This window comes from Undibacterium sp. TC9W, assembly GCF_049339865.1.
Lineage (GTDB): Bacteria > Pseudomonadota > Gammaproteobacteria > Burkholderiales > Burkholderiaceae_D > Undibacterium.
Genome location: NZ_JBMPPJ010000001.1, coordinates 85,083 through 98,126, shown reverse-complemented (window position 1 = coordinate 98,126; position 13,044 = coordinate 85,083). Strand labels below are relative to the sequence as shown.

Here is a 13,044-nt window from a genome sequence, read left to right as displayed (position 1 = left end):
AGACAGCTCCACTTTTATATGATGGTAGGTGGCAGCAACAATCGCTACTCTTGGATGCCTACTTCTCACTTATTGTGACTCACCCTGAGGATGAGTCTTTCGTAATGCGCGCAATGCGTGCCTCACAAACCTGCTCAAGAAACACACAGAAAATAAGCAAAACTTACTTTCTGTAACTTCTCATTATTTCTTTTTCTTAGGTGCCAGAATCATGATCATCTGACGACCTTCCATCTTTGGAAACTGCTCGACCTGGCCATACGGTTCCAGATCAGCCTTCAAACGCTCCAACATACGCATGCCGATTTCCTGATGCGCCATTTCACGACCACGGAAACGCAGTGTGATCTTGGTCTTGTCGCCATCATCCAGGAACTTGGTCAGATTACGCAATTTGATATTGTAATCACCATCATCTGTACCCGGACGGAATTTGACTTCCTTGACCAGAATGACTTTTTGCTTAAGCTTGGCTTCGTGAGCTTTTTTCTGCTCCTGGTATTTGAACTTGCCGTAATCCATCAAACGGCAAACTGGCGGCTGCGCCGTCGGCGCTATTTCCACCAAATCAACATTGGCCTCTTCCGCCAAGCGGAAGGCTTCACCCAGTTTTACGATGCCCAGAGGCTCGTTCTCAACGCCGGATAAGCGCACTTCTGGCGCTGTAATTTCACCGTTGATGCGATGTGACTTGTCAGTAGCTATTGCAGTTTCCTTCGAAAATAATAATAAAAAGCTATGCAGCCCTGTTTAAAACAGGGTCGCTGCTAATCTGTTAAACCTTGGTTTCAACTTCGTTTTTCAAACGAGCTATAAAGGCGTCCAGAGGCATTACCCCCAGATCCAGATTGCCACGCGTACGCACAGCCACTGTATTGGCATCCCTCTCTTTATCGCCTATCACGAGGATATATGGCAGTTTTTGAATGGAATGCTCGCGTATTTTATAGGTAATTTTCTCATTACGCAAATCAGTATTTACTCTAAACCCTTGTTTCTTCAGGATTTCTGCAACAGATTGTGAATACTCCGCCTGCGATTCCGAGATATTCAGGACAGAAACCTGCACTGGCGCCAGCCACACAGGCAAGGCAGCAGCATGATTTTCTATCAAGATACCAATGAAACGCTCCATAGAACCCACAATCGCGCGGTGCAGCATGATAGGCACTTTACGGCTATTGTCATCTGCGACATATTCCGCACCCAGGCGGCCCGGCATGAAGAAATCGACCTGCATGGTACCAACCTGCCATGGGCGACCGAGACTGTCTTTCAGGTGATATTCAATTTTAGGACCGTAGAAAGCACCCTCACCCGGCAATTCTTCCCACTCAACACCGCAGGAACTCAGCGCAGTACGCAGGGTCGCCTCTGCCTTGTCCCAGATTTCATCGCTGCCGATGCGGTTTTCAGGACGCAAAGCCAGCTTGATGAAGATTTTTTCAAAGCCAAAGTCTTCATACACTTTCATCGCTTGCGGATGGAAAGCCATTACCTCATCCTGAATTTGTTCCTCAGTACAGAAAATATGACCATCATCCTGTGTAAAGCCGCGCACACGCATGATGCCGTGCAAGGCACCAGATGGCTCATTACGGTGGCATTGACCAAATTCACCAAAGCGCAAAGGCAGATCACGATAGCTCTTCATGCCAGAATTAAAAATCTGCACATGACCAGGGCAATTCATCGGCTTCAAGGCATATTCACGATTCTCGGATTCAGTGACAAACATATTGTCTTTATAGTTATCCCAGTGACCAGTCTTGCCCCACAGGCTTTTATCCAGAATTTGCGGGCCTTTGACTTCTTGATAGCCACAGTCCTGATAGACCTTGCGCATGTATTGCTCTACCTGCTGCCAGATAGTCCAGCCCTTGGCATGCCAGAACACCAGGCCAGGTGCCTCATCCTGGAAGTGAAACAAGTCCAGCGCCTTGCCGAGTTTGCGATGATCGCGCTTCTCCGCCTCTTCCAGCATGTGCAGATAAGCTTCCTGATCTTCTTTCTTGGCGAAAGCAGTACCATAGACACGTTGCAGCATCTCGTTTTTAGAGTCGCCACGCCAGTAGGCTCCAGCCAGTTTCATGAGCTTGAATACCTTCAGCTTGCCAGTCGATGGTACGTGCGGGCCACGGCACAAGTCAGTGAAATTGCCTTCTGTATATAGAGACACATCCTGATCAGCAGGAATTGACTCTATGATCTCGGCCTTATAAGCTTCGCCTATGGACTTGAAGTAGGCAACAGCCTCATCACGTGGCAAGACCTTGCGTGTTACCGGTTCGTCTTTTTTTGCCAGTTCAGCCATTTTCTTTTCTATCGCCACCAGATCATCTGGAGTAAATGGGCGCTTGTAGGAAAAGTCATAGTAAAAACCATTTTCGATGACTGGACCAATAGTGACTTGCGCATCTGGATACAATTCCTTGACGGCATAAGCCAACAAGTGAGCAGTAGAGTGACGTATCACTTCCAGGCCATCAGCATCCTTGTCCGTGACGATGGCCAGATCCGCATCAGCATCAATCAGATGCGAGGTATCGACCAGCTTGCCATTGACGCGGCCAGCCAGAGCAGCTTTTGCCAGGCCAGCACCGATGCTGGCAGCAACTTGCGCCACCGTTACCGGCGCATCGAATTGTCGTTGCGAACCATCAGGAAGTTTTACTGAAACCATGTCACTCTCCAAAGCGGAAAAATACAAAAAGAATTGAGATAAAAGATGAGTCTAAAAAACGCAGACGAAAAAAAAGCACGGCTAGCCGTGCTTTTTCAGTTTGTTTCAAACGAAAAGTATCCTCGACTAGAGTCGCTCCCAAACCAGTTTAGTGGTAGTTCGCGGTGTCATAACCAGGGATGCCTTTCTCGCTCTTAACTATAATGTTTTAATAATTTTAAAATCTTTGGTAGGCACGATTGGACTCGAACCAACGACCCCTACCATGTCAAGGTAGTGCTCTAACCAGCTGAGCTACGCGCCTAAGAAACAAGAGTATAGCAGAGCCTTTAGGAAAATTGCTAGCCCCCTCGGGCAAAATATTTCCACGCCCTGTATAAACCTGAATATCAAGACTGCCTATTTAGCTCTATCAATTGAAAAAAACAGCACCCATAAAATTGCCATGTATATATATAACCCAGCCTTAGGCTACACTAATGCCATATTTAACACAGCACCATACTCTACATGACCTCCCCCTCTCATCATCAGAGCAGCGAACATTTGCATGACCACAGGCACGGCGATGCCGAGCACAGACACTATTTTGAAAACCGCAGCCAGAAAATTCTCGCCTGGGCTCTGGGCCTGACCCTGAGTTTTGCTGGCGTCGAAGTCGCGTTTGGTTTCATCTCCAACTCCCTGGCATTAATCTCTGATGCCGGGCATATGGTGACTGACGCTGCCGCCCTGGGCCTGGCCCTGCTCGCGCAAATCATCGCCAAGCGCCCGCCCACAGCAAAAAACTCTTTTGGCTTTGGCCGCGCTGAAGCACTCGCCGCCTTTGTCAATGGTCTGGTGATGCTGGGCGTCATCGTCTGGATATGCAAAGAAGCGATACAACGTTTCTCTACCCCAGAAGCGGTGCAAGGCGGCACTGTCATGCTGGTGGCCGGCATAGGCCTGGCAATCAATATCGTAGTTGCCTGGGTACTTTCGCATGACAAGGACAGCGTGAACACCAAAGCTGCGCTGGTACATGTCATGGGCGACTTGCTGGGCTCTGTCGCAGCCATCATCTCCGGTGCGGTGATCTACAAAACTGGCTGGATGCAAATCGATCCGCTGCTGTCGATTTTTGTTTCGCTGCTGATTTTGAAATCTACATTCTCGGTGCTAAAGGAGTCTTATCACTTCCTGATGGAAGGTGTGCCACATCACATAGACTATGTGCAAATCGGTGCCGACCTGGAAGATATCAATGGCGTAGTGTCAGTGCATGACTTGCATGTATGGGAAATGTCACCCGGCTACCCTGCCCTTATTGGCCACCTGGAAATTGAAGACCTCAGCGCCTGGCCTCGCATACTTGAAAGCGTCAAGGCCATGTTGCTCAGTAAGCACAAGATTGATCATATTACGCTGCAAGCAGAAGTCGCCGAGAGCGAAGAATATCAGGACTAAAATATAAACACGGGATGAAATATCATCCCGTGCAAACAATTTAATTTCTGCGCACTTCGAGAACGCCACTGACTTCATGCAACACATGCAGTGCCTTTTGGAGCTGTGTAGTGCCGCCTATCTCCACAGTAAACGACATACGCGCTTGTGATTTTGCACTCTGGGTATTGACGCCTATCACATTGATTTTTTCACGGGAAAATACCTCGGAAATATCACGCAGCAATCCCTGCCGGTCTTGCGCCAGCACAAAGATATCGACGGGATAAACTGTGTCCTTGCCATGATCGCCCCAGGTCGTCTGTATGACGCGCTCGGGTGCCTTGTTGCGCATCTCGGCAAAATTCTTGCAAGTCAGGCGGTGAATAGAAACGCCTTTACCACGGGTAACAAAGCCGACAATATCATCTGGCGGTGCCGGTTTGCAGCAACGCGCCAGTTGCGTCATCAAGCCTTCAGTGCCAACCACCAGCACGCCAGATTTAGCACCTTGCGTAACGCTGGATGCACGGCTTTTGTTGGTGAAGCTGAGTTCATCCGGCTCAACTTCCACAACATTCTCACGCAAGACTGTTTCTATTTGCCTGAGGCTGAATTCATCTTTACCAACGGACAGGAAAAGATCATTGACATCAGCAAAACCAAGCTTGCGCGCCAGTTCTTCAAGGTTGACTGCAGTCTTTCCTTCGCGTTGCAAAGTCTTTTCTACCAGGGCGCGGCCATTCGACAGGGTTTCTTCCTGATCGATGGCATTGAACCAGGCGCGGATTTTGGTACGTGTGCGGGTGCTGGCAGAGTAATCTGGCGAGAGCCAGTCGCGTGATGGGCCTGCCTGAGAAGAGCCAACCTTCAAGGTAATGATTTCTACCGTCTGACCATTTTGCAAGGGCGTATTCAGCGGTACCATGACATTATCAACCCGCGCACCACGGCAGCGATGACCAACATCGGTATGCAGGTGATAGGCGAAATCCACAGGAGTGGAATTGCAGGGCAGTTCTATGACACGGGCTTGCGGGGTCAGCACATAAATTCTGTCATCCAGGCTGGCGGCCTTGAGTTTTTCCACCCACTCGCGCTGCAACTCTTCCTGCTCAACGACGACATCTGTAACATCGGTTTTCCAGGCCAGCAATTGCCTGAGCCAGGCGATTTTTTCGTCGTATTCCTGGGCGGAGAAATTTGAGCCGCCTGACTCTTTATAGCGCCAGTGCGCTGCGACGCCATATTCGGCAAACTGATGCATTTCACGCGTACGTATCTGCACTTCCAGCGGCCTGCCGTCTTCTACTACCACGACTGTATGCAATGACTTGTAGCCATTCGGTTTGGGGCGGGAAATATAGTCGTCGAACTCTTTGGGTATCGGTGTCCAGGCATTGTGAACCAAGCCTAAGACAGTATAGCAATCCTTGATATCATCAACGATAACGCGAAAAGCGCGCACGTCGTACAACTCATCAAAGTTGACTGACTTGCCCTTCATTTTTTTCCAGATACTGTAGATATGCTTGGGCCGTCCTGATACTTCGGCCTTGATGCCAGCTATCTGCAATTCCTTGTTCAGTCTTTCTATCGCATTGACGACAAAGCTCTCACGTTCCAGGCGCTTTTCCTCCAGCATCTTGGCAATGCGCTTGTATTGTTGCGGCTCGAGAAAACGGAAAGACAGGTCTTCCAGCTCCCATTTGAGTTGCCAGACACCGAGGCGGTTTGCCAGCGGCGCGTACAAGTCCATGGTTTCACTGGCATATTGCTGGGCCGCGCCATCTTCGCGCTTGCACTCAGCAAAGTAACGCAAGGTGGTTACCCTTGATGCCAGGCGCACCAGCACTACGCGCATGTCGGTGGCCATGGCCAGCACCATCTTGCGCAGGGTTTCCATCTGGCTGGCGGCTTTTTCAGCAGCATCTTTACCACGGCCTACATCATGCTGCGTCAAAGCGGCTTCGCGCAACTTCATCAGGCGGCGTATGCCAGTGACAAGATCGGCGATTTCTTTGCCAAAGCGAATTTCTATCTGCTCTGCGGCAATCGGGTTCAGTTCTGGCAATTCAAACAGGATGGCCGCAATACGGGTATCAACATCGGTACGCAACATGGCCAGTGTCGCCACCACGCCATTCACAAATTGCAGGGCATTTTGCTCTGTGACCACGCATTTGTTGGCATAGAGAGGGGTGACGTATTCCAGCGCCGCAATGACGCGCTCTGCATCGGCTTCAGACAAGCCTTCCAGCAAAGCCGCTTCAGTTGCTGTGGTCGAGATTGATACCATATGATTTATATCTGCGCTGCAGTGACAACGACTTCAATGAGCCAGGCAGGATTGGCCAGTTTGGCTTCTACCGTGGCACGCGGCGGTGTATTACCTTGTGCAACCCAGGCGTCCCATACCTGGTTCATGCCACCGATGAGACTGATGTCAGACAAAAATATCTGGCAACTGAGTATGCGCGATTTGTCGCTGCCTGCCTCGGCCAGCAAACGGTCTATATGGGCCAGCACTTGCGCTGTTTGCCCTGCTATATCCTGGCTGGCGTCATCAGGAATTTGCCCGGCCAGATAGACGACTTTGTTAAAAATGGCGGTTTCGGACAAACGCGGACCTACGTGAAATCTTTGGATACTCATTTTTTGACTCTATTTTTAAACTTATTCCTGGTTCAATAAAAAATCAACAGCTACTGCTATTTGATCAGGCTGCACAAACGTCGGAGCATGTCCCACGCCGGCAAATTCCACCAGCCGGGCGCGCGGGCCACGTTGCGTCATCGCCTGCGCTGATTCAGCCGTCAGTAAATCCGACTCTGCGCCACGCACCAGCAAGGTAGGGCAACTTATTGCATCATACGCTGCCCACAACATGGTCTGCGCAATTGCCGCCAATTCTGGCGTGCTGGCCTTGATAGGCTGCGCGAGACCCAGATCATAGTGTCGTACCCATTGCTCCTGCTCATTTTGACGCAGAACATCGCGCGCCAGTTTTTCCCACTGAGCCTCACTGTGCGGGCCAAATGAAATCGAGATCGCTTTGATATAGGCTTGCGCTTCCTCAAAACTGTCAAAGCGCACATCCTGGCCTATGTAGTCGCCTATCCTGGCAAGTGCATCAGGATTAAGCACTGGACCCACATCATTCAGAATCAACTTTTTGATGGGATTGTCAGGCAGACTTGCAAGACTCATGCCTATCAGGCCACCCATGGATGTACCAAACCAGTGCACTGTTTCGGCATCCAACCTGGCCAGCAAACTGACCATATCACTGACATATTGCGGAATCTGATAATGCATGGGATTGCGCAAGCGACCTGAATAGCCACGCCCGACCACATCAGGGCATACCACACGGTACTCATCGCATAATGCCACGGCCAGGGAATCAAAGTCCTCTGCCACCCGTGTCACACCGTGAACACAGACCAGGACCTTGGGATTGAGCGGGTCGCCCCACTCTTTATATGACATGGCGTGCAAGCCGGTAGGCGAGATACATTGCACTGATTTGCGTCTTGCCTGCATGGATTTTCCTCGTGAACAGTATTTTTACTAGCGCTTATGACCGACATTTTACCGTTCGTTGCGCTTAAAATCATTGTTAACTGTTGGCATGCATGCTTTTTAGACAAAAAGAGCTTTCACCAACTGCTATTTGCACTTATCCCCTTACTAAAAACTACACTACAGGAGACAGCATGTCAGTATCTTCGTTTAAAAGTAAAACCGCACTTATTACAGGGTCAACTTCTGGCATAGGATTGGGCATAGCCCGCTCCCTGGCTGCTGAAGGCGCAAATATCGTGTTCAATGGCTTTGGCGACAGACAAGAGATACAGGCAATGCAAACTGCGTTGGAAAGCGAATTTGGCGTGAAGACTGCTTATCACAATGCTGACATGAGCAAAGCTGCCGAAATCGAAGCCATGATGACATTCGCCAGTGACAATTTTGGTGGTGTTGATATCCTGGTCAATAACGCAGGCATACAGCATGTTGCCAATATTGAAGACTTCCCGGTGGAAAAATGGGATGCCATCATAGCCATTAACCTGACTTCCAGCTTCCATACCACTCGCCTGGCCTTGCCGCATATGAAACAAAAAAACTGGGGACGCATCATCAACCTGGCTTCCGTCCATGGCCTGGTTGCTTCGGCGCAAAAGTCTGCCTATGTGGCGGCAAAACATGGCATGGTTGGCTTTACCAAGACCACGGCACTGGAAACCGCCCAGACCGGCATTACCTGCAATGCCATCTGCCCTGGTTGGGTATTGACACCACTGGTGCAAAAACAGGTAGATGCACGCGCAGAAAAAGACGGCGTTGACAATGAAACGGCAAAAAAACGCTTGCTGGCCGAAAAACAACCTTCAGGTGAGTTCGTCACCCCAGAGCAATTAGGTGCTTTGGCCGTATTTTTTTGCAGCGCAGCAGCCGATCAGATCCGTGGCGTAGCCTGGAATATGGATGGTGGCTGGGTAGCCCAATAAGCCACAAAACAGAGCCAAGGTACGTCAAAGTATTTTGTTTCACTGGTAGTGCCCCCGAATTCAGATGTATAGTTTCATCACACATTTGAATAGGGAGCACCCATGCGAACTGCAATGCGCATCGTCCTGGTTTCTGCAATTTTACTGAATGCCGCCACCTGCGCTGCGGCTGACAAGATGAAGCCGGGCCTATGGGAAATGACGACCAAGTCAGATGCCATGAAGGCCATGCCCAAGATTCCGCCTGAGCAACTGGAAAAAATGAAGCAGATGGGCATTAAAATGCCTGACATGCAAAACGGTGCGATGGTGAGTAAGGTCTGCCTCACCAAAGAAATGGTAGATCAGGAAAAACCACCTACCGGTGGCCGTGAACAGCACTGCCAGAACAAGAGTTTCAACCGCTCTGGCAATACCTACACTGCCGAGATGGTCTGCGACAGCCCGGACATGAAAGGCACAGGTATCGTCAAGGGCAGCATGACTCCTGATAGCGTGAACTCGGTCTATGATTTCAAAGGCGTTTCACACGGCAAGCCGATTGATCATCATATGGAAACCACAGGCAAATGGCTGGGCGGTGATTGTGGCGACACCAAACCTTTCCCTATGCCGCCGAAGAAATAAATTCATCGCGCTTCTATCGCGTTCCTATCTTATTCAAAAGCAAAAAGGCAGGTACATACGCACCGGCCTTTGTTTTAAATCACCTTCAGCTATACTCAGCTATCAGGCTAGCGCACTGACATCCAGAGCTGCCTCGGTCTTGGCAATGATTTCTTCCTTGCTGACGCCGTTGGCCAGTTCAACCAGTTTCAAGCCCGCTGGGGTCACATCAATAACACCCAGATCAGTGATAATACGATTCACGACAGCCACGCCAGTCAAAGGCAGATTACAGACTTTCAATATTTTGTGCGCATCGCCCTTGGCAACATGCTCCATCAGCACAACAACACGACCTACACCCGCTACCAGGTCCATCGCACCGCCCATGCCCTTGACCATTTTGCCAGGTATCATCCAGTTGGCCAGGTCGCCATGTTCGCTGACCTGCATCGCCCCCAGAATAGCCAGATTGATCTTGCCGCCGCGTATCATGGCGAAAGAGTCAGCCGAGCTAAATATTGATGAGCCGGGCAAGGTTGTCACCGTTTGCTTGCCAGCATTGATCATATCGGGATCAACTTCTTCTTCGGTCGGGAATGGGCCTATGCCCAGCAAGCCATTTTCTGACTGCAGCCAGACTTCCATACCTTGCGGTACATGGTTGGCGACCAGGGTAGGCAAGCCTATGCCCAGATTGACGTAAAAGCCGTCTTGCAATTCTTGTGCTGCACGTGCAGCCATTTCATCACGATTCCATGCCATGTCTTGTCTCCTGCTATCTTAATTCGATGGGCGTACGGTACGCTGTTCTATACGTTTTTCTGGATTGGCATTGACAACGATACGCTGCACGAAAATGCCAGGTGTGTGGACTTCATCCGGGTCCAGTTCACCAATTTCTACCAGTACCTCAACCTCGACCACGGTGATCTTGCCAGCCATCGCTACATTGGGATTGAAGTTACGCGCAGTCTTGCGATATACCAGATTACCGGCCTTGTCAGCCTTCCATGCCTTGACCAGGGATACATCAGATACCAGTGAGCGTTCCATCACATATTTCTGACCATCAAATTCGCGGATTTCCTTGCCGTCGGCAACTATCGTACCTACACCGGTCTTGGTGAAAAAGGCCGGGATACCGGCACCGCCAGCGCGCAATTTTTCTGCCAGCGTACCTTGTGGCGTGAATTCCAGTTCCAGTTCACCAGCCAGATATTGGCGCTCAAATTCCTTGTTTTCACCGACATAGGATGAAATCATTTTCTTGATCTGACGGGTTGTCAGCAACTGGCCCAGGCCAAAGCCATCTACACCAGCGTTATTTGAAATGGCAGTCAATTCCTTGACACCGGAATCGCGCAAGGCAGCGATCAGTGCCTCAGGTATGCCACACAGACCAAAACCGCCTACGGCGATAGTCTGGCCGTCCTTGATGATGCCAGCCAGAGCACTGGCTGCGTCAGGATAAACTTTGTCCATATTGTCCCCTCTCCAGGTTGTGAATCGATATTTCTTTTGTCAAATGGCTGTACACAACACACTTCCAACACACTACCAACAGCCACGCAAATCATTAGTCTTACAGGATATGATGCTGCGTTATACTGCGCAATACCGTAAAAATACGCCTTTACCAGAAACCTGTCAGTGAACCGCAGAAATGAATTCCGCACAGCCCATCGATTTTGAATCCATATTTCAACATGCACCTGTCGGTATGTGCGTGTCGCAAAACCGTATTATCCAGGCTTGCAATGATGATCTGGCTAAAATGTTTGGCTATCAAAAAGATGAATTGCTGGGCCAGTCATTCCTGGTACTTTACCCCAGTCACGACGAATTTGAACGTACCGGGGCCAGGATCACGCCCATCATGAATGCCAAGGGCTATTACTCTGATGAGCGCATCATGAAACGCGCCAGTCAGGAGCTGTTCTGGTGCCACGTCTCGGGCCGTGGCCTGAACAAGGACAACCCTCATGCTGCCGGCATCTGGACTTTTGAAGACCTCAGTGCAAAACGCTCTGTCACCGCCGAGCTGACACCAAGGGAGCGAGAAATTGCTGCGCTGCTGGTAGAAGGCAAGACCAGCAAACTGATTGCCCGCCAGATAGACCTCAGCCCCAGAACAGTAGAAATGCACAGGGCCAAACTCATGCGCAAATTCAATTCAGCGACATCCAGCGAACTTGTGCACAAATTGCTGGGCATCATGCGTTGAGCGTTGCAACAAGCTCAAATACAGAGACGTTCCTGGCCGACCTTTTGCATGATCCATTCACATCATACAACTGAGGTAATTCAGATCTTCGCAGTCCTGGATTGACGTTTTGCGACCTTGATTTCGCTGAGCTTTTGCTTGATGGCTTCAGGCAAGGCCTCGGACTTGCCCGTCTCGGCAGATACCCACACCACTTTGGCCCCACCTTCGGCATACAGGGCATAACCGTCACCGACTGAACGCATTTCCTGTATGGTTTCAAAACTGCTGCGGCCTGCTGCACCGATATAGGTACACACTTCCACCTGCCCCGGATATTTCAGGGGCTTCTTGAAGGTGCAATAGGCATTGACGATGACCGGGCCATTACCCTTGTCATCCGGCAGGCAACCCATCATGCTAAGCCATTCAATACGCGCCTGTTCCATATAACGGAAATACACGGTATTGTTGACATGGCCCATGGCATCCATATCGCCCCACCGGATAGGAATGGTGACGGTATAGACCAGTTTCTTTTCCGTGACCTTGTTCTCTATCATTGCACGCTCATACCGTCATCGGCAGTAACGATGGCACCATTGAGGAAGCGGGATTCTTCCGCCGCCAGCAAGAGCAACAAACCATCGAGGTCTTCTGGTGTACCAACACGTTTTCTTGGCAGCATATCGACCAGTTTTTGACCTGCATCAGTAGAGAAATAGTCAGAATTGATTTCAGTTGAAATATAGCCTGGGCAAATCGCATTCACATTGATACCATACTTGCCCCACTCCACTGCCATGGCCTTGGTCATGTGCACCACGGCGGCTTTGCTCATGCAGTAAATGCCTATTTGCGGCAAGACGCGCAGACCAGCTACTGAAGCGATATTGATGATGCGATGTTGTTTTTTAGGATCACCCTTGTGACGGGCGATCATGCGCTTGGCTGCTTCTTGCGCCACGAAAAACGCACCGCGCTGATTGGTATCCATGACATAGGCATAATCGTCCGGCGTCACATCGACCAGGCGTTGTGTGGTCGACACACCAGAATTATTGATCAGGATATCGATAGGGCCAGCCTCTGTCTCCGCATGAGCAATCGCTGATTTGATGCTGCCGTAATCCGTGACGTCCAGAGCAACCACATGGGCCGCGCCACCTTCAGATTCGATCTCGGCACGCAATTCTTTAAGCCTGTCTATACGGCGCGAAGCCAGTACAACTTGCGCGCCTGCCTGTGCCAGGACTTTTGCAAAACGCGCACCAAGGCCACTGGAAGCACCAGTAATCAATGCAATCTTGCCTTCGAAATTGACTTCTATGCCCATCTGATTCTCCACGAATAATTTGAATAAGCTTACTACTCTATCACCCGCTATGATGACATACTGATTATGCTTGTGTTGTATGGATTTGAATTAGTTGAGGATATTTACTGAAATTTTCCTGCCATTTCACATGATCTTAATGCACACCAAAGTTGGCTCTGCGATAATTCTGAGTATTTTGTACTTCCACAACAATAAAAATTTGAGCACACCCTCGCTTGCGCAATATATACACAGCAGATAACATGCTGACAGCAAATAAGCACGCTCGTTC

Annotated in this window: 13 protein-coding genes and 1 tRNA gene; 4 read left to right on the top strand and 10 right to left on the bottom strand. The window is 50.0% G+C overall.

Features of this window, described 5'->3' with window-relative positions:
• Positions 1 to 183: 183 nt before the first annotated feature.
• From infC to ACO0LN_RS00485, 3 genes are all read right to left on the bottom strand, one after another.
• Positions 184 to 705 (bottom strand): translation initiation factor IF-3, encoded by a 522-nt coding sequence (infC, locus tag ACO0LN_RS00495; protein WP_110253943.1) that lies wholly within the window; start codon positions 703 to 705, stop codon positions 184 to 186.
• Positions 706 to 775: 70 nt separating this feature from the next.
• A complete protein-coding gene (thrS, locus tag ACO0LN_RS00490; protein ID WP_422970458.1) occupies positions 776 to 2,683 on the bottom strand; it encodes a threonine--tRNA ligase in 1,908 nt (635 codons plus the stop codon).
• A gap of 227 nt (positions 2,684 to 2,910) precedes the next feature.
• Positions 2,911 to 2,987: transfer RNA gene (locus tag ACO0LN_RS00485), tRNA-Val, on the bottom strand.
• 206 nt (positions 2,988 to 3,193) lie between these two features.
• Between ACO0LN_RS00485 and ACO0LN_RS00480 the strand changes: the two genes are divergently transcribed.
• On the top strand, positions 3,194 to 4,129 hold the full coding sequence (locus tag ACO0LN_RS00480; protein ID WP_422970457.1) for a cation diffusion facilitator family transporter: 936 nt from the start codon (positions 3,194 to 3,196) through the stop codon (positions 4,127 to 4,129).
• 40 nt (positions 4,130 to 4,169) lie between these two features.
• Here ACO0LN_RS00480 and ACO0LN_RS00475 read toward each other — a convergent pair whose 3' ends face one another.
• Genes ACO0LN_RS00475 through ACO0LN_RS00465 form a run of 3 tightly spaced genes read right to left on the bottom strand, consistent with a single transcriptional unit; the run spans position 4,170 to position 7,654 of the window.
• Complete coding sequence (locus ACO0LN_RS00475; RefSeq protein WP_422970456.1) at positions 4,170 to 6,407, bottom strand: RelA/SpoT family protein; 2,238 nt, start codon at positions 6,405 to 6,407, stop codon at positions 4,170 to 4,172.
• A gap of 5 nt (positions 6,408 to 6,412) precedes the next feature.
• The gene (locus tag ACO0LN_RS00470; RefSeq protein WP_162041795.1) at positions 6,413 to 6,763 is read right to left on the bottom strand and encodes a RidA family protein; all 351 of its coding nucleotides are present in this window, start codon (positions 6,761 to 6,763) and stop codon (positions 6,413 to 6,415) included.
• A 21-nt stretch (positions 6,764 to 6,784) separates the two neighbouring features.
• The gene (locus tag ACO0LN_RS00465) at positions 6,785 to 7,654 is read right to left on the bottom strand and encodes an alpha/beta fold hydrolase (protein WP_422970455.1); all 870 of its coding nucleotides are present in this window, start codon (positions 7,652 to 7,654) and stop codon (positions 6,785 to 6,787) included.
• Positions 7,655 to 7,827: 173 nt separating this feature from the next.
• Between ACO0LN_RS00465 and ACO0LN_RS00460 the strand changes: the two genes are divergently transcribed.
• Both ACO0LN_RS00460 and ACO0LN_RS00455 read left to right on the top strand, forming a co-directional pair.
• Positions 7,828 to 8,622 (top strand): 3-hydroxybutyrate dehydrogenase, encoded by a 795-nt coding sequence (locus ACO0LN_RS00460; RefSeq protein ID WP_422970454.1) that lies wholly within the window; start codon positions 7,828 to 7,830, stop codon positions 8,620 to 8,622.
• 102 nt (positions 8,623 to 8,724) lie between these two features.
• Positions 8,725 to 9,249, top strand: coding sequence for a DUF3617 domain-containing protein (locus ACO0LN_RS00455; protein WP_422970453.1), 525 nt, complete (start codon positions 8,725 to 8,727; stop codon positions 9,247 to 9,249).
• A 102-nt stretch (positions 9,250 to 9,351) separates the two neighbouring features.
• On the opposite strand, the gene ACO0LN_RS00450 is transcribed toward ACO0LN_RS00455, so the two are convergent.
• Both ACO0LN_RS00450 and ACO0LN_RS00445 read right to left on the bottom strand, forming a co-directional pair.
• The gene (locus tag ACO0LN_RS00450) at positions 9,352 to 9,993 is read right to left on the bottom strand and encodes a CoA transferase subunit B (protein WP_422970452.1); all 642 of its coding nucleotides are present in this window, start codon (positions 9,991 to 9,993) and stop codon (positions 9,352 to 9,354) included.
• An 18-nt stretch (positions 9,994 to 10,011) separates the two neighbouring features.
• The gene (locus tag ACO0LN_RS00445) at positions 10,012 to 10,713 is read right to left on the bottom strand and encodes a CoA transferase subunit A (RefSeq protein ID WP_422970451.1); all 702 of its coding nucleotides are present in this window, start codon (positions 10,711 to 10,713) and stop codon (positions 10,012 to 10,014) included.
• Between the two features lie 181 nt (positions 10,714 to 10,894).
• Between ACO0LN_RS00445 and ACO0LN_RS00440 the strand changes: the two genes are divergently transcribed.
• Positions 10,895 to 11,455 (top strand): LuxR C-terminal-related transcriptional regulator, encoded by a 561-nt coding sequence (locus ACO0LN_RS00440; RefSeq protein ID WP_422970450.1) that lies wholly within the window; start codon positions 10,895 to 10,897, stop codon positions 11,453 to 11,455.
• An 80-nt stretch (positions 11,456 to 11,535) separates the two neighbouring features.
• Here the strand turns inward: ACO0LN_RS00440 and ACO0LN_RS00435 are convergent, their stop codons facing one another.
• On the bottom strand, positions 11,536 to 11,997 hold the full coding sequence (locus ACO0LN_RS00435) for an acyl-CoA thioesterase (protein ID WP_422970449.1): 462 nt from the start codon (positions 11,995 to 11,997) through the stop codon (positions 11,536 to 11,538).
• Positions 11,994 to 12,770, bottom strand: a complete 777-nt coding sequence (locus tag ACO0LN_RS00430; protein WP_422950641.1) for an SDR family oxidoreductase — start codon at positions 12,768 to 12,770, stop codon at positions 11,994 to 11,996. Before ACO0LN_RS00430 ends, ACO0LN_RS00435 begins: the two co-directional genes overlap by 4 nt.
• Between the last annotated feature and the right edge of the window lie 274 nt (positions 12,771 to 13,044).